This is a genomic window from Bacillus sp. lyk4-R2A-2, from assembly GCF_030209735.1.
Lineage (GTDB): Bacteria > Bacillota > Bacilli > Bacillales > Bacillaceae > Bacillus > Bacillus pumilus.
Genome location: NZ_JARVRK010000006.1, coordinates 102,830 through 119,743 on the forward strand (window position 1 = coordinate 102,830; position 16,914 = coordinate 119,743).

The window sequence follows — 16,914 nt, forward strand, 5'->3', positions numbered from 1 at the left end:
CCTTCCCTTACTTAACCACTTTCGCACCAAGCGACTGCTCAAAGTGAGAAAGTGCCCACTCGTGCCCCGCTTCATTAAAACTCGCCACAGCATTCTCGTGAATCACAAGTTCGAAGCCTTTATTGTACGCATCAACAGCTGTATGAAGTACACAAATATCGGTACATACGCCGGCTAAATGAAGTTCAGTGATGCCACGCTCGCGCAGTTTCATTTCTAATTGAGTGCCTGCAAAAGCAGAGTATCTTGTTTTTTCCATATAGTAGACATGTTTTAAATGCTTTGACGTGTGAAATAGTGAACTTAGTTTTCCATAAAGTTCAATTCCCTTTGTCCCGCGAATATTATGGGGCGGAAATAACTTTGTCTCTGGATGATAAAGGTCTTGCTCCTCATGATGATCGACTGCAAAGACGACAAAGTGCCCTTCCTCAATAAACGAAGAAGTGATCTCTGTGATCTTAGGCTCTATCGCCTGTCCAGGCTTTCCGCATGTCAATTTTCCATCGTCTGCAACAAAATCAACGGTATAATCAATACAAATCAATGCTTTGCCCATCCGCATCTCTCCCATATGCTCTTTTGACTCATTATAGCTTATTCATTTCACTAGGGAAACCTATTCAACAGATTCGTGAGAAAAAGCCTTTTGAAACAGCTCATCTTCGATATAGATGTGCTCTTGATTGACCGCATTCGGCAGCTCTATCACAAGACCAAAAGGAGAATGTGCCTCATGATGATTCACCACTTTAAAGGAACATCCAGCGGCATTAGCCATTTTCACATATTGAGAATAAGAAGCATAGGACAACTCACCATTTAAAAGAACAGTGGCCTGACGGTTGGCCTTTAATATTTGTTCGACCTCTTGATACGGTTTATTTCGTGATACCTGTCCCTTTGTCAGGGCAAGAAGCGCTCGTTCCCTTAATGAACCGAGAAACATTCTTCGTTCATCGGGTTTTGTTTCAGCATGTCCAAATATCCCTTGCTGCAAATAAAAGTCTATGGATTCTTCTTTCATCGCTGTTTTCACTCCTGGTTTTAAAATTTACATTTCTGTGACCCAGTGCACAATCTTTAGTGCAAGTTCACGGGCTTCGTCTGTTTCTGCTCTTTCCATTAAGGATTGCTCAAGCGTATGGATCAGCTGCTCTTTTTCGTCCTCGTACGCAATGGATATACTCCATTCAATGTCAGGTACGGCAACAAGCGTTTTATATTCTTTTTTATTTTCATGTAAATATACATTGTAGGTCTTTGGCTGCCGGCTTGTGATGTGTGCTTTTCTAATTTTCATTTGACTCTGTTCACACCTCTTTTTTCTTCTTACATCCATATCCATTGTACCATAAAAAAAGACAGCTTCTGAAAAGGAATACCCTTTCAAAGCTGGCTACGCATTGAAGCTCTTTTGCTGACTAATAAGATTAGAATCCCAAACAAATGTGACGTTTGGACTGTTAAAAAATTGGACGAGGTCCCCTGCATTATAGGTACCTGAACCACCGGCGGAGTGATCAACACTTTTTGGTGAAATAGCAAAAACATCACCGAAATGTGCCGCCCCATTTCCGTACACACGATCTATATGAATAGGTCCAACAATCGCTGGCATTGCTCCACCACCTTTTCTATCCACATCATATGCCCAGCTCAACAATACGTGTATCACAAATAAAAAAAGACAGCTGATATTTGATCACCAGCTGTCTTTCTATGCATTAAATGATTGAGGCTGGCCAAACAATGTGAAGTCCCAAAGCATCGTCGCATTTGGATCACTTGTAAGAGACATATAATCACCTGAATTAAAGGCTCCAGCCCCGCCAGTCGAGTGGTCTACAGCTAAAGGAGCAATGGCCAGTACATCACCGAAAGTAGCTGCACCATTTCCTCCTAATGACTCGATATGAATAGGTCCAACGATGGCAGGCATCAAAATCTCCCCCTATCTGCTTATGTCAATCATCTTATGCAGAAAGGGAAAAGTTGTGCATTTGCCCTGCCTTAGACGTTTAAATGCTGTTCTTTACGAGACCGCTGACGCAGCTGAACCAATCTGACAATATTCAGGGTGATGGCTTTGAACAGTGCATAGACAGGAACCGCAAAGATCATGCCAAGGATACCGCCAAAGCTTCCTGCCCCAATTAATAACAGGATAATGGTCAAAGGATGTGTGTTCAGGCGTTTCCCAATGATCAATGGAGAAATGACATTTCCGTCAATTTGCTGCACGACAAGAATCACAATCACTGTCACCACTGCTTTTCCAGGCGAATCAAGAAAGGCAATCAGCACAGCTGGTGCCGCGCCAAGATATGGTCCAAGGTATGGAATCACATTTGTGACCGCAATGATAATACCGAGAATAAGCGCATATTTCACACCTATTAATAAGTATCCAATAAAACAAGCGACTCCGACAAACAAACAGACAATAATTTGGCCCTGGATGTAAGCTGCGAGTGTGTCGTTTAATTCTTTGAAGATCTTGAGCCCTTCCTTGCGGTAAGGCATTGGTAAGAACTGAACGAGCTTGTCCGGAAACTTATGCCCGTCTTTCAGCATATAAAATAAAATAAATGGAACTGTGATGACGGCTAAAGCAATATTCGCAATCACGCCAAACACCGCAGACATGCTTGAAGCAATGTTTTCCGGTAATGCCTTTAATGTCGAAACGACCGTCTGTTCAAACTTTGAGACAGACACATAATCTTGGCTCATCATCCAAGTAAATGTTTTAGAATGCGAAAAGTCATTGATAAATTTCTGCATGTCCGTCACATATCCAGGGAAGCTTTTGACAAGTCCGCCTAACTGCGTGACAATGACAGGTCCAGCAGCATTGACGATGATTGTGATGAGTCCGATGAACAGGAGATAAATGATCAGGATAGCGAGTGTCCTAGGCATTTTCTTGGACAAAAATTGAACAATTGGATTAAAGATGAAAAAGAGAATACCCGCCAGCAAAATGGGGACAAACAGTGTTGATGCAAATAAAATAATCGGCTGAAATAAAAACGAAACCTTTGTTGATACATACACAATGAGTAAAACAAGTAATATTTGGAATGTCCAAAAATGAACTTTAGATTTTAACAAAGATGCTCCTCCTGTTACGTATTGATCTTATTAAAAAACTACTATTCAACCCACCATCTGTCAACTGCTTCTTGTTTTTAGAACCTCATTTTTTGAAAAAAAAAGAACAATTGGTATATCATGCACTTTTTCTAGATATACATTCTATAAGCATGAAAAAAAGCAGACACCTATGCGTCTGCTTGTTACACTCTTTCACTGTGATCAGGCATCACCGACACGATTTGCTGGATCCGCACATAAAAAACTGATTTCGCCCCCGCTTCTATGACAATATGATCCGGCATGACTTCCTTCAATTTCCCACGGACCGTATCTTTCACTGTTTGCACAATTAATCTCATACCGACCACTTTCTGCAATGTTTGATAAACATATGGATCAACTAATGAAACAAGCTGTGGACTTCCTTGTTGTGCCATACTACCCGCCCCTTTACTTGTGTATTTACCCACAGCGTATGCATGAACCCATGTGAATGTCACTCAGGGCAATCCCACAACATCAATACCACATTTTAACAATTGATGCGTTTTTACATTTTTTAGAAGTATAATAGATTGGTGCTGCCAACCATTTAAAACATTTGAAGAGGTGAATTGTCTTGAAAAAACTCATCTGTATTGTTGCTGTCATGCTCTTTCTATCCTCTGCATGTTATGCGCATGCAGGGACAATTGGAGACCCACCAGGGACGCCAGGAAAGTGGTTTAAAGGCGAAGAGCCCGTTCAAAAAGACGGATCAAAACCACCACTTGTTTTTGTTCATGGCATTAACAGCTCCTCCTCCACTTGGTCCAATCGAAACGATATGGCAAAGCAGGCTGTTTTGAACGGATACGAAAGCGCATTCATAGATTTGCACCCAGATCAGGACATGAAAAAGAACGGCAAACTATTAGCGGAAAAGCTCAAAGAAATCTATGATTCGTTTGGTAGAAAACTCATTGTGATTGGTCATAGTAAAGGCGGGGTCGATACACAGTCCGCCCTGGTGTATTTCAAAGCCCATCCCTATGTGGAAAAGGTCATTACTCTCGGCTCTCCTCATAACGGGACACCGCTTGCGGATCTAGCGTATAGCAAGGGCGGAAGCTGGCTGGCGGAAATTCTTGGACAAAAAAGCGACGCGCTTTATTCTTTGCAAACCGGTCTGATGGCGGCTTTTCGAAGTGAAACCGACCAGCTTGAGGCGTTTCCCAATAAATATGTCACCTACTCTGGTTCGGAATGGGGAACATTTGGCGGTGCGCTGTATTTAGGCGGCATGTATTTAAAGAGCTTTGGTACAAATGATGGTGCCGTCACGGTAAACAGCACAAAACTATCATATGCAAACAATATTTTAACCGGAAAATGGGATCACTATTCAATCAAAAACGGCACAAGTATGTTTCCTGTGTTCCAGCATCAGCTGCTGGCAAATGCCGCGAGCGCTGAAAATAAACATAAAGAGGAACAAGAGCCCGTTTCTGCTGAGCTCAATACAGATGTTTATGTGAAAGGTGGAGAAAGTGAAAAGGATCAAACAGAAGCGTTCTATGTAGAGGAAGGAACGAATGGCTTATCGATCCAGTGGTTAAATGAAAGGCAGGAGACGCAGCCCGAAATCATTGCCCCAAATGGAGATGTCTTAACAAACCTTAAGACATCGGAAGCATCTTTCCCATATGAAGGCGCATATTCACACCATGTAAAAATCAATAAACCCGTTCCTGGAAAATGGACGATTCAATCGAATTCAGGAAAAAGAGCTCCTTATCTGCTGCTTGTAACCTTTGATTCTCCATTAAATGAAGAAATTAAAGAAGCTGCTTCGAAGTCAGGAGATGCATCGACCCATTCAAGCGGTCTGATTAAACGGTTAAGCAGAACGGTGGAAACCACTTACTTTCAAGATGCAAAAAAAGATCATCCATTGAAAACAAGTACCTCATCAGCCGTTCAATTGAAAAAAGAAGGTGCTTATTCTGTCACGGTAAATTACACTGGACTCACTGCGTCAGGGACATCTGCGTTTAACCGTACCGTTATTCGCACATTGTATGTCGATCAGCACGGAACGGTTCATGGTGACATTCCATATTAAACAGAGCGTTTCATGGGCTGAAGTGCCTGCTGCACTTTCTGATCCAAATCAGCAATTTTTTTCATTGCGAGTGATTCGTCTATTTGTCTGTAATGGTGGTGTCCGCCAGGCTCTTCATCCATTTCATCTGCTTTCTTCACAATTTGTTGGAGTGTGTCCTTATGAAGGTCGCCCTCTGGCAAATAGGAATCTGTATGAAGCAGAATCGCAAGTGCAATATCTTTGGCTGCTTTTGGTTCCTCCCCGAGCCGTATGAGCAGTTTATGTGCCCGCTCCGCACCTTTAATGGCATGAATATCATTTCGTCTATATGTCTCGTAATCCCATTCTCCGACGGCTGTATACCATTCATAATGGCCAATGTCATGTAAGAGCGCTGCTTTCACAGCCAGATCTGGGTTAATCCCAGCCTTCATCGCCAGCTTGAATGCGTGATAAGCACAAGCAATCGCATGGGCTTTTCCTGAACGATTTAAATACTTTTGAGCAACTGGATGGGTGTAAACATCCATTAATGTAACCTTTATCATGGAGACCCCTCCTTATCTATATTTTTAGCATCCTAACATATTCTGAAAAGAAACTCAAATGTTCTGTTATATTTTCTATGAGTCTCAAGATTAGCTTATGTCAAATTGGCCGGTTTTGCTTGTACAAGACGGAAAAAAGCAGTCGTTATGACTGCTTTTTCACATACTCACGTGCATCGTATACACAGCCGCCAGCTGGATCACCCGCTAAAAGATCGAGCAAAATACCTGCGACTTCATCTGGACTCTTCAGTGTGCCTGTTTCATATAATTGCTGAAAACGATCAATTTGTTCGAAGTCCTGTTTTGATGATTTCCGAATCTCTCCTTGCATATCTGTATCAATCGTGCCTGGGGAAAATGAAAACGTGTTGATTGGATATTCCTCGTCCTGCTGTTCCTCATGCAAAGTCCTCATAAACATATCAAGTCCTGCCTTTGAGCTGCAATACGCACTCCAGCCTTTATATGGATTTTTCGCCGCTCCAGAAGAAAGGTGAACAATCGTTTTCTTTCCATTAAATGATTGAGTCTGCTTAACAAACACATGGCTCAGCAAAACAGGAATCACAAGATTCAGCGTATAATGCTGATGAAGCGTATCCTGTCCGCCTTGCCCCACACGCTTGATTGGTGTCACCATGCCTGCATTATTGACGAATAAGATGTCATCAGCTGCTGTCAGTGTTTGCGGCGTGAGACAATCTCGAAGCCATTTGGCTGCTGCTTGCTCATCTGTCAGGTCGACCTGTGTATGTGTAAGCTTCGGATGAGAAATTGGTGATGCACTTCTTGCTGCCGTGTACACATGATCTCCGCGTGAAAGCAGCCGGTTCACAAGTGCTAGGCCAAATCCTTTTGATCCGCCTGTAACGATTGAAACTCGAATGACAATCTCCTCCCTCGATAACTCTATTTTACGTAGGGAAACGGTACGAATTCAAGCAATCTGCACAAAGAAAAACCTGCCTCTTTTTAAAGAGACAGGCTATTTCTTCTCAGCCTTCACATTCACCTTTGGAATTAGAATGACCATCACAACGATGCCAAAGACGATTAAGAAACCAAAGATGATCGGAAGCAGTGCGGATGACTGCTTCTCATAATCATCTCCAGAAGGTGCCGATACAGCGGCATCACGAAAAGAGATATTCATCTCTTCCATCATGTGAGCTGATGTTTTGGGCGGATTCTCTTTTAGATCACTGAAAAGCTGCGGAGAAAGAGACCCTCCCGGAGTTTTAGGCGGTTCAGCAAAATGAATGTCTGTTTTAACTGTTGATGTCTTTTTGCTTTGTTCGTATTTCGTTTGATCCCTCAATATACTTGAGTTAATATTGAGTTCTTTTTCTTGATATTCATTCGGCTTGACATTTGTATCCGTATCTTCACCAGCAGCGAAAGCAGCAGGAATGAGGAGAAAAAGGGACATGACACCAAGTGCCATCCCTTTCACGAACAGATTAAGCCTCATGAGTCACATCACGTTCCTCCGTTTTATCTTTCCATAGCTTTGTCACAAGCGGGATGGCCATGAAGAGGACAGTTAAAATCACTAATCCTATCACACCCATTCCAAAGTGATCTCCATTTCCATATTGGATGGACAGGTACACGTCTGTCACTGGATTTGTGAAATGGAAATTCGGCATCACCAAATCAATTAATGGTGCGACAAAGAAGAAAATAAGCGCCGTTGCTGCCATCCATCCGGCAATAGAGCCGAAAAGGAACGCCGTGCGAATAAAGGCGGAACAAGCCACTAATAGTAAAATCGTGAAAATGGACCACTGAATCGCTTGATCATCTGCAAGCTTGTAAATGTTCAGTCCGAACAAGCTGATCATGAGTCCGACTAATAGATTTAAGATGCCAAACAGTGCACCTTTAACCAGCATCGGAGCTGCCGCATAATACGAGCTGAAAAAGCCAATTAACAAACTACTGATCATCACAATGACCAAAATAACCACTGGCGGTACAGTCTGCGTTTTTTCTTCTGGTACATCACCGCTAATTTTCAGCGGATTGGCTAAGTGATTATACACATAGTTGCTGTTGCCTTGATCGCTTAATGTGTTTCCTAAAATACCTTTCAAATCTTGCTGAACAAGCTTCGTGGAATGAACATTCTTGCTCCAGTTTTCATTCAGCGTATCCGCTTTTTCTTGGACCGTTGTCACACTCTCTTCAATGTTATTCGTATAATCCGCCACCCCTTTTTGGCGGTCGGTTAACGAACTCATATTTTCAGAAAGTCGAAGCACTTCCTGACCAATTGAATCCTGTGCACTGACAACAATAGAACTGCCTGCAAGGTCTGCCGTATACACTGCATCTCCTTGATCAGCCATTTGCTTCGCAACATTGTCCGCACTTTCAGAAATTGTGTTTAATTCCTGTTCCATGCTTGCCTGCTGAGTCGAAATGTATTCTGCATAGCCATCTGAAAACTTCTGCATCTCATCAATAAAAGTAGACACATCATCGTTTGACGTCAGCATTTGTTTTTTGAGCGTATCCCAGTTTTCTGTTTCCTCTTTTTTGATGGAGAGGATGGACTGGATATTCTCTTCTTTTGCGTCATATAAAGAAGAGTTATTAGATGGTTGATAGACATTTGCGATCATCAGCTCTAGCTGAGAGAGTTGATTGGAATACTCCATTAATTTTTTAGTTCTTGTTGATTTTGTTTCGAACTTTTTCTCAAAAAGATTGTCATTAAAAGCTTCACCAATCGGTGAGTTTCTGCGCTTCAGCTCTTTTACTTTGCTTAAAATAGTGGACTCCTGATTTTTGATTTCATTTGGAATCACATTATATCGATCTTGTAACCATAGGAACATCTTTTCAAGCTTTTCTACTTTTTTCGTAAGTTTCTCAAGCTCTTTACTCATTTGACTCACTTTGTCTTTCAATTCGTCATTATGAGCGGAAGCTTTTTCTTGAATTTTCTTTTTCACTTCATCTAAGCGGGTTGAGAGTGCTTTTAGGTCATCCTGCGATGAATTCTTGTTGCCGGTATCTGGCTGAGCAGGATTTTCGCCCGCTTCACCTTCTTCCCCATCTCCGGTCGAAGGCGGTGTCTCTTGTTCTCCTAATTGATCCGCAAGGTCGTTCATTTCTATTGAAATTTGCGAGAGCTCATTTGTTTCTTCATCTAGGTTAATCCCAATCTCTTCTGGGTTTTCATCATCTTGATCTGATGGCCCGTCATCTTCAGAATCAACTGGCGGCTCAGGCTCATCCATCAACTCTTGCCGTTTAGCCAATAGCTTTGTCTGCAAGGCTGATATCTTATTTCGATAGTCTTCTAAGTAACGCTCTTCATACTTTTTAATCAGTTCTTCCTGAGACTCCTGAACAAGCTTAGTTAATCCCGTCGATTGCTTAGGAATAGCGTCCTCTCTTGACTTGTGAACAGATTGGATGGCGCTGTCCGTTGTGTTTAGCTGACTTTGTACGCCGTTGATGTCTGTTTTGAGTCCACCCATTTGATCACTAAAGCTGCGGGCATTTTGGTTTTGGATATCAGCGAGCTGTTTGAGCCCCTGCTGGATTTGTTTTTGGTTTGTTGATTGCGCTTTGATCAGGAGGTCCTTTTGTTTGTCTTGATACTGCTGGTATTGATCGACTACTTTCACAAAGCCCTTTAACTGGTTCTTTGCTTCTTCTGTTGTACTCAGACCATCTTTATATTGTTTCTGCGAATCGGCCATCGCATTTTTTAATTCTTCTATTTGTTTCTTCTGCTGCTGAACAGCGTCTGATAGTTTGTTTGAGTTCGGCTTATAGAAGTTATACATCGTGTTTTGGAATTCGACTTCTTTACCGACAATATGCTCAAACTCTTCTCTGACATTGCCGATTTCCTGTGATACAAAGCTCCAGTATAACGTTGACATCTGTTCATTCATTTTCTTTTGCGCATTTTCCAGCTCTCTTTGCACTTTCTCTTTATTGACTGAATTGAGCTGATCTTGAATGGAAAATTGAATGGATGCCTTTTCAGGATGATCTTTATCATAGCTCAGCACATTTTTAGAGAAATCAGACGGAATATAGAGGACAGCGTCATACTTTCTGCTTTTCAGTCCATTTTCCGCCGCACTGCGGTTCACTACGGTCCATGTATAATCTGGACGCTCTGATAATGCGGCCACGACATCCTGTCCGAAACGAGCGGTGTTTTCACTTTCGCTCGCTCCCATATCCTCATTGACCACAGCAATATTACGTGTGGCATTCTTTTTCTGTTTTGCCGGATCATCTCCAATAAGGTGGAAAAATAAAATCGGCAGAACCAGAATCAATATCATGGTTGATACGATTTTGATGGAGCTTTTTTGCTGCTCTGTCATTGAACACTCTTCCTTTCTACCGCACATAAAGGAACCTGGATTTTCTTCTCTTTCCCGTTTTCAACCAAATACCCGAAGCCTGGCTGAATATCTGGTTCTTGTCTTGCATACGGAAGCGGTATGATGTTTTGCTCTGATTTTTTCATGAGTAACATAGCATGACGAACTTGTTTGATTTCGTTTGTGAGTGCATCATAGCCTTTACTGAATTCGGTATGATTTCCTGATGCGATCAGGCTAAAGCCTAGGTGTGCATATGACTTCATGAAATCAGCCAATTGATCTTGAAGGCGCGGGTCGATCGTCTGCTGAAAACGCGTAATGCCATCAATCACAAGCACAATTTGAGAGAACGACAACTGATCAGTCTCTCCCCGGCGCACAGCTTCGACGTACATCTCTTCACGCACCTTGAATAAACGGTCTATTTCCTCAGCCCATTCGGTGATATCACCTTTTGTTTCAAGGTAATCAATGTTCTCTTCTTTTGCATAATGAGAGAGACCCCGATCAATCGAATCAAAGACGGCTAGCTTCTCAGGTTTTGCTGCTAATAGCTGATCAAGCATCAGTTTTGTCACATTTGTTTTCCCTCGCTGCGTTTGACCGATGATGAGGCAGTGTTTATTCTTCTTCAAGTCAAAGTAAACAGGAGCAACAGATTCCTCATCTAGTCCGACTGGAATGTCATACGGCTGTTTTTGTTCTTCTAAGCGACTTTCTAGCTCCCAAATGGTTAGTTTATCAGGAAGCATTGGTACAGGTTTTGGTTTTTCAGCTGATGCAAAGCGATCATGAAGAAGCTGGATCTCTTGTTTCAAATGCTCAAACAGCTCGAGGTCGTTCTCTCCTTCAACTGGCAGGAACATTTGTGCAAAGTAAAGCTCTTCTTTGTTGATAATGACTCGTCCTGGAATCGGCTCTAAGCTAAATTTCGGTCTGCCAATAATCGAGTACGCCTCTCCTTGATCCATTAAGTAATGGACGACCTTTGTTTTCAAGTTGTTCATAAGAGATTGACGGACTGCGTTTACCCGAGTCGCTGTAATCAAGAAGTAAATTCCTAATGATTGACCATCACGGCTCAGCTGGATAAATTCAGATTCAAGTTCATGCATTTCGTCTTTGACAATGTCAAAGTTGTCGATCACGATGAAAATGAATGGAAGCTTTTTCTCATTTAAGGCGTTGTACATTTTGATATGACTCATTTCTTGCTGCCTGAATAAACGCTTGCGGTATTCAACCTCTTCCCGCAGACGCGTCATCGACTTTTGAATCTTTCTCATTTGATCCATTAAGAAATAATCCGCCGTGTGCGGCAGTTTGGCTAACGGAAGCAATGTTCCGTTTCCAAAGTCATAAATATACGCATGCCATTCTTCCGGTGAATATCTCTCCGCAAAGCTCATGAGCAGTGTTGTTGCAGCAAGCGATTTTCCGTAGCCGGAGGAACCAAAGATCCCAATGTTTCCATCCTCCATCATTTGATAAGAAAGTGGATGCTGGCTTTGCTGATCTGGCTCATCGACAAGCGCAAAATGGAAGACATGCTCTTCACTTGACGCGTAACGTGATTTTGGAATCCGTTCTTCGAGCGGTGGAAGCCATGGACTTGGGAGCTTCTCAATCCCAAGCTCCTGCTGCATACGTTCTATTTCATCCACAACAGCAGAAATCTCCGACACTGTCTCTTTTTTCACAGCCGGCTCTGTGCTCACCCCTGATAACGGAATAAGTCCAGTATCAGTCACAATGGCAATGTCATCTTCTGATCCGTAGCCATCCTCCATATAAGGCGCACCGCTCCAAGCTGATTGGAACAATTCATATATTTCATTGTTCCCCACTTGTAGGTAGCCGCGGCCTGTAACGGTAATGGACGCCGCATCACTATTTTTCAATATTTCCTTACTGTCTGACGCATCTTGTACTTTTAGTGCGACCTTAAAGCGGGAGTTACTCCAAATCTGATCATCGATGACTCCGCCTGGCTTCTGGGTAGCCAAAATGAGATGAACCCCGAGGCTTCGGCCGATACGCGCAGCACTGACAAGCTCTCTAATAAAGTCCGGCTCTTCACTTTTTAATTCTGCAAACTCATCAGAGATTAAAAATAAATGAGGCATTGCCTGTTCAGCCTTTTTCTCCTTATAGAGCTTCGTATAATCATTGATGTGATTCACATGATATTGATCAAACAAGCGTTGTCTTTTCTTCAATTCACTTTTAATTGAGGCAAGCGCTCTTTCACTAAAGTTCTTACTGCCTTCAATATTGGTGATCGTGCCAAGTAAATGAGGAATATTCCGGAACGGCTGCGCCATTCCGCCTCCTTTATAGTCAATCAATAGGAAAGCGACTTCATGCGGATGAAAGTGTACAGCGAGCGATAAAATGTACGTCTGTAAAAATTCACTTTTCCCTGATCCTGTTGTTCCCGCCAACAGGCCGTGCGGACCGTGTGCTTTTTCGTGTAGGTTCAGATCCACAATGTCATTTTTCCCTTTATAACCGATTGGCACAGAGAGTGATTTGGCCGTTTCTGATGTGAGCCACTTTTCACGAATGCCAATCTCGTCTACCTGTTTGGCATGAAAAAGATCAAGGAAGGAGACCGTTTCAGGAATCGAATTGGTCATGCCAACTTGATGATCTAATGTTCTCAGCGTTCTGGCAAACAGCTCATTGTCCCCGCGCTCATGTGTATCAAGCTGAAATGGAATTCGGACGGCTTTCTTGTGCTGAATGAGAATATCTCCTTCTTCCTCGTTAATATAACGGACAAGCGTCGAGATATTTTCAGCTAAGCTTTCTTTTGTTTCAGCAGCAAAAATAATGGAGATGCCAAGGTCCGTTCGGCTGCCTTCTAAATATTCTAAAATCACATGTTCCGCAATGAGCTCATGATTTGTCACGATAAACACAAAGTGAGGCGTAAAGATTTTTTTCTCTTTTTCTTCTTCTAGATCACGCTCACGTAAAATTTCATAAATCGAGGACAACAGCTGATCACGTGTTTGTTCGTTGTAAATGAACCCTTTGCCGTATGTATGAGGCAGCTGGAAATGCGGAAGCCATTTCATCCATTCCCACTTCTCATACTCCTGCTCATGAAAGATAAAAACAAATCTCAAATCGTGATAGCTATGCGAGAAAGCAAGCTGTCCGACAAGCTGATGAAGCTCCTTTTTCACAATGGCGGGCTTTCCAATCAATCCAGTTGGGCCATCGGCAAGACCGAATGTGATGGGTACATCCTTTACTTCACGATAGACCTGTTGCATGTGCTGCGTTTGTTCCATTAATTCATCGATATCACGATTGGCCATATCGCCGCCGCTCATCGATAGTTCATAGCTTGACGGGACTGCGCCCGTCCCAAGACGCAGCTGCAAGAAATCATCACTCATCAGTGTTTTTTCCCAAATTCGGCCGCTAATTTCTGACGTTAAATACTTCATTTGTTCAAATGATGGATAATGATACGTCAAAATATATTGCTGGCGGTCGTAGAGCTCTTGCAGCTCTTTTCGTTTATTTTCTAAGTAAAGAGAATAGACTCGCTGCCGTTTCTCTTCCCTTCTTTTGCGTTGTGATTTCTCTTTAAAGTATTGAACAGACGATGTGATTAACGTCATGATAAACATCGCCATCGACACGACAATAAAGATCCCGCGCGGCTGGACAAGAGCGACAATTCCCATCACAAGAAGCATCACAAGCGGCGGGAGGACAACAAGCCAAAGCCCTCTGCTGCTATTTTCACTCTCCTGCGAAGGAAAGCTAAAGGAAACCCGGTCATCTGGCAGATCATAAATTAAACGCGGTGTTCGTCTATATAAAGGATATTTTTGTTTTGTTTCTGTGCTTGGTGCTCTTGTTTTTTCCAAACGTGTTTGAAATGGTTCATATGCAGTCACCTGCAATAAATCATCCTCTTTCAATGTCACCGTTAGGAAGTTCCAGAACAGCTCATCTCCAGCATCAATTGTCTCTGGACCGTGAATTTTTTGCCCGTTCACATAAATCGTTTCGTCCTGAGGCATGACATACCAAGTTCCTTCGATTTTCTCCAAAGTAAATTGGCTCGCATCTTGAAACATGGAATGCGCTTGTTCTTTCCACACATCAATATCACCTTTGTTCTCACGTGAAAAAGACAGCTCGACTCTATTTCCTAGGTAATAAATGTGTTGATCATGATGTGCTTCCATTAAAACAAGTGTCAGTGTACCAAGCTTATATGGTTCATGTGGAAGTAATGTGCCTTTCTTCTCTTCACCCTGATAAATGGAAAAGCCATCATTCGGTTCATCAGGAGTTAAACGGATGACCCCTTCATCAAACGAAAGTGAAGGGATTGTCACCGTATGCTCTATTTCAGGTCCAATCACAGCTTCTCGATTGAACTGCTCGTCTAAACGGACGGTTTGATAATCCTCCTCATAAAAAACCCAAAGAAGACTCAAACGCTCCACCTCCTCATGGGACAGCACCAACTGTCAGTTGTATCGAAAGAATTATTTTTTCTCATCTTTTTTCGTCTGAGAGGTTTTCTTTTTCGCTTCAGATTCTTTCTCTTTTTTCTCTTGATCGGCTTTTGACTGCTCTTTTTGTTCAGCTGTTTCATCTGTTTGACTTGCGCCTGAGGAGTCATTGGTGCTTGTCTCCGTTGTTTCTTTTTCTTCATATTTCGCCATTTCCTTAATGATCGGATCTAGCTGTTTTTGTTTTTCTTCCGCAGAAAGACTGTCATCGTTTTGAATGTCGTTGCGGTAGGCGACGAGTGCCGTAAATATGTACCGGTCGTCTCCAAGTACCCGTGCAATATCAAGTGCTTCCTTGCTATTGCCTTGTCCAATATGAATCCAGAAAAGGAAATATTGCGAATCAGTCTGTAATGTGTATGTATCTGTGATTTCTTTTTTATGCTGATCGAGTAACAGGTTGCCTTGATTTGTTTGTACATACGAAATGGCCAGTTCATATTGAAGAGAGACCGGCATTTGATTGGCTGAATATTTTTTTAACGTATCCACCACTTGGCTGTACTGTTTGTTGAGATAATATTTGTTTGCCTCGACATACGCTTCTTGTTTCGGCATCGCAAAAAAGAAGGTGTAAATGGTGTACACCAATGCTGGGATTAATAGGACAAGCAGACCTAGTCCGATATATCGTTCGACCTTCCATTTCTTTTTCGGAATGGTCAATAGCGTTTTCTCTTTCGTTTCAATCGCTTCGATCTTTTGCTGAATCAGGGCAGACAATTCTTCCAGAGACTGCGTTTCGCTGATCTCTTTTGCCAGTTCAGATAATTTCAGTGTCTCGCTGTAAGCCACATATTCTTGAAACTGATATTCATGGTCCACCACTCGAAGAATGACGGCTTTGACCTCTTTTAACAGACGATGCTCATCCGTTTCATATGGCGGGATGCTTTCTTTGACGCCGTAATGCAAAAATGCAGTAGCTAAGCCTTGATGAAAAACAATGTTTTCAGGAGAAACAATAGGATGCAGCCGCTTCACGTCGTGTTTGCACACTGCATCGACAAGCTGGTATGAAAAAATCCATTTGCTTTTTTCATCCTTCGCATGGATGAAACGAAATTCCTGATAGGCAGGAGGCGGTTGAATCGAAATAATGACCTCATCTTCAGTTAATTGAATCTCTTTTTTGAATGAAGGGTTGATGTCTTTGATCGGTGCCGCTTCTAAACCGTCTAAGAGTTTAATGGTCTCTCTTTGAAAAATGAAGCTGTAGGTTCCGCCCTCTTTTTTCATCACTGCTTCTAATTGTTCTTCTAAATAGGAACTCTTTTTATCTGCCATTTACAAAAGTCCTTTCATAGTATTTCCAGCCTGTCTCCTGTGGTGATTCCACAGTCTGACAGCTTATATTCGCCTGAAAACACAGCTTTCTTATTGACTACTCGCACCCAGCCGCCTTCTCGCTTAGGAAGTGAGATTTGTTTTGCCTGCCAGGCGATATGGATGACTTGTTTAATATGTAAATAATTTGATAGTCTCAAATCAAACACACTGCCATCATAATTTTTTAAGTCGATGGTAATATCGATATACACAAATTTCCACCTCACAAAATAGAAAGAGCGCCGGCATCCATTGACAGACTCGGCGCTTTTTCTGCTTTTCACACTTAGAAAGGAAATCCCTTTGATTAGCCGCGGATTTGGCTAGCGATGTCTTGGTCAGTGCTTTCAAGTGTATTTGCCGTTTGATCAAGCTGATTGCTGACATCTGTTAATAGATCAGACATTTTGATGAATGAAGGCTTTAACTGCTCGTATTGATCAGCAAATGCTTCACTAGAAGCACCTTCCCACATTCCTTTTAAATCTGAGATCATTCTATTTAGACGATCAACTTGGTTTAACACTTCTTGACTTTCAACACCATATTGCTTAGCGGTCGCTCTTAGTTCTTCTGGGGTTACGCGAATAATTCCTGACATATTCCTCATTACCTCCCGTGCATAGCCGCCATATAATGGGCTAATCCACTTATTTTTTGACGTTATTATTATAAAAACAGAAATGATACACAGTCAAACAAATCTGTTTTTATTTTACAAAATGAGTCTATAGAATTACTGTATTTTCGCTTTTTATCTAGTATTTAACATTTTTTTGGTCATATATTCTTAATAAGTGTAGACACACCTCACTGAATCTTTCCGCCTATTGATTTATTACTACGTTATTATTGTACTATTTCTTTTTCGCCTTCTTTCAGCATGATACGCTCGCTTCTCATAGCGATCTCTTTTTTTAATTTATGGCATTTTGTTA

At 42.0% G+C, this 16,914-nt stretch carries 16 protein-coding genes; 1 reads left to right on the forward strand and 15 read right to left on the reverse strand.

Annotated features, from left to right (window positions below):
* Positions 1 to 7: 7 nt before the first annotated feature.
* From QRN39_RS11445 to QRN39_RS11475, 7 genes are all read right to left on the reverse strand, one after another.
* Positions 8 to 559, reverse strand: coding sequence for a cysteine hydrolase family protein (locus QRN39_RS11445; protein ID WP_212045492.1), 552 nt, complete (start codon positions 557 to 559; stop codon positions 8 to 10).
* Positions 560 to 619: 60 nt separating this feature from the next.
* A complete protein-coding gene (locus QRN39_RS11450; RefSeq protein ID WP_212045493.1) occupies positions 620 to 1,027 on the reverse strand; it encodes a YueI family protein in 408 nt (135 codons plus the stop codon).
* A 27-nt stretch (positions 1,028 to 1,054) separates the two neighbouring features.
* Complete coding sequence (locus tag QRN39_RS11455; RefSeq protein ID WP_034660684.1) at positions 1,055 to 1,303, reverse strand: YueH family protein; 249 nt, start codon at positions 1,301 to 1,303, stop codon at positions 1,055 to 1,057.
* A 96-nt stretch (positions 1,304 to 1,399) separates the two neighbouring features.
* Complete coding sequence (locus QRN39_RS11460) at positions 1,400 to 1,621, reverse strand: spore germination protein (RefSeq protein ID WP_050944046.1); 222 nt, start codon at positions 1,619 to 1,621, stop codon at positions 1,400 to 1,402.
* 99 nt (positions 1,622 to 1,720) lie between these two features.
* Positions 1,721 to 1,942 carry a spore germination protein gene (locus QRN39_RS11465; RefSeq protein WP_003213446.1) on the reverse strand — a complete coding sequence of 74 codons (222 nt, stop codon included), beginning with the start codon at positions 1,940 to 1,942 and terminating at the stop codon, positions 1,721 to 1,723.
* Positions 1,943 to 2,013: 71 nt separating this feature from the next.
* Positions 2,014 to 3,117 (reverse strand): AI-2E family transporter, encoded by a 1,104-nt coding sequence (locus QRN39_RS11470; RefSeq protein WP_284907300.1) that lies wholly within the window; start codon positions 3,115 to 3,117, stop codon positions 2,014 to 2,016.
* A gap of 185 nt (positions 3,118 to 3,302) precedes the next feature.
* The gene (locus QRN39_RS11475; protein WP_003213721.1) at positions 3,303 to 3,539 is read right to left on the reverse strand and encodes a YuzF family protein; all 237 of its coding nucleotides are present in this window, start codon (positions 3,537 to 3,539) and stop codon (positions 3,303 to 3,305) included.
* Positions 3,540 to 3,721: 182 nt separating this feature from the next.
* Between QRN39_RS11475 and QRN39_RS11480 the strand changes: the two genes are divergently transcribed.
* Positions 3,722 to 5,206 (forward strand): esterase/lipase family protein, encoded by a 1,485-nt coding sequence (locus QRN39_RS11480; RefSeq protein WP_284907301.1) that lies wholly within the window; start codon positions 3,722 to 3,724, stop codon positions 5,204 to 5,206.
* Here QRN39_RS11480 and QRN39_RS11485 read toward each other — a convergent pair.
* The 8 genes from QRN39_RS11485 to QRN39_RS11520 form a co-directional block, all read right to left on the reverse strand.
* Complete coding sequence (locus tag QRN39_RS11485; protein WP_284907302.1) at positions 5,203 to 5,736, reverse strand: HD domain-containing protein; 534 nt, start codon at positions 5,734 to 5,736, stop codon at positions 5,203 to 5,205. The genes QRN39_RS11480 and QRN39_RS11485 overlap by 4 nt on opposite strands.
* Before the next feature lie 145 nt (positions 5,737 to 5,881).
* Positions 5,882 to 6,625: a (S)-benzoin forming benzil reductase gene (locus QRN39_RS11490; RefSeq protein WP_253622939.1), complete on the reverse strand. Its 744-nt coding sequence runs from the start codon at positions 6,623 to 6,625 to the stop codon at positions 5,882 to 5,884.
* Positions 6,626 to 6,724: 99 nt separating this feature from the next.
* Positions 6,725 to 7,210, reverse strand: a complete 486-nt coding sequence (gene essA, locus QRN39_RS11495; protein ID WP_050944050.1) for a type VII secretion protein EssA — start codon at positions 7,208 to 7,210, stop codon at positions 6,725 to 6,727.
* Positions 7,200 to 10,097, reverse strand: coding sequence for a type VII secretion protein EsaA (esaA, locus tag QRN39_RS11500; protein WP_284907303.1), 2,898 nt, complete (start codon positions 10,095 to 10,097; stop codon positions 7,200 to 7,202). The genes essA and esaA overlap by 11 nt, the downstream gene beginning before the upstream one ends.
* Positions 10,094 to 14,569 carry a type VII secretion protein EssC gene (gene essC / locus QRN39_RS11505; protein ID WP_284907304.1) on the reverse strand — a complete coding sequence of 1,492 codons (4,476 nt, stop codon included), beginning with the start codon at positions 14,567 to 14,569 and terminating at the stop codon, positions 10,094 to 10,096. The genes esaA and essC overlap by 4 nt, the downstream gene beginning before the upstream one ends.
* 51 nt (positions 14,570 to 14,620) lie before the next feature.
* Positions 14,621 to 15,934: a type VII secretion protein EssB gene (gene essB, locus QRN39_RS11510; protein WP_284907305.1), complete on the reverse strand. Its 1,314-nt coding sequence runs from the start codon at positions 15,932 to 15,934 to the stop codon at positions 14,621 to 14,623.
* A gap of 14 nt (positions 15,935 to 15,948) precedes the next feature.
* Complete coding sequence (yukD, locus tag QRN39_RS11515) at positions 15,949 to 16,188, reverse strand: ESX secretion system protein YukD (RefSeq protein ID WP_003213579.1); 240 nt, start codon at positions 16,186 to 16,188, stop codon at positions 15,949 to 15,951.
* A gap of 95 nt (positions 16,189 to 16,283) precedes the next feature.
* A complete protein-coding gene (locus QRN39_RS11520) occupies positions 16,284 to 16,577 on the reverse strand; it encodes a WXG100 family type VII secretion target (RefSeq protein ID WP_003213769.1) in 294 nt (97 codons plus the stop codon).
* Positions 16,578 to 16,914: the final 337 nt, after the last annotated feature.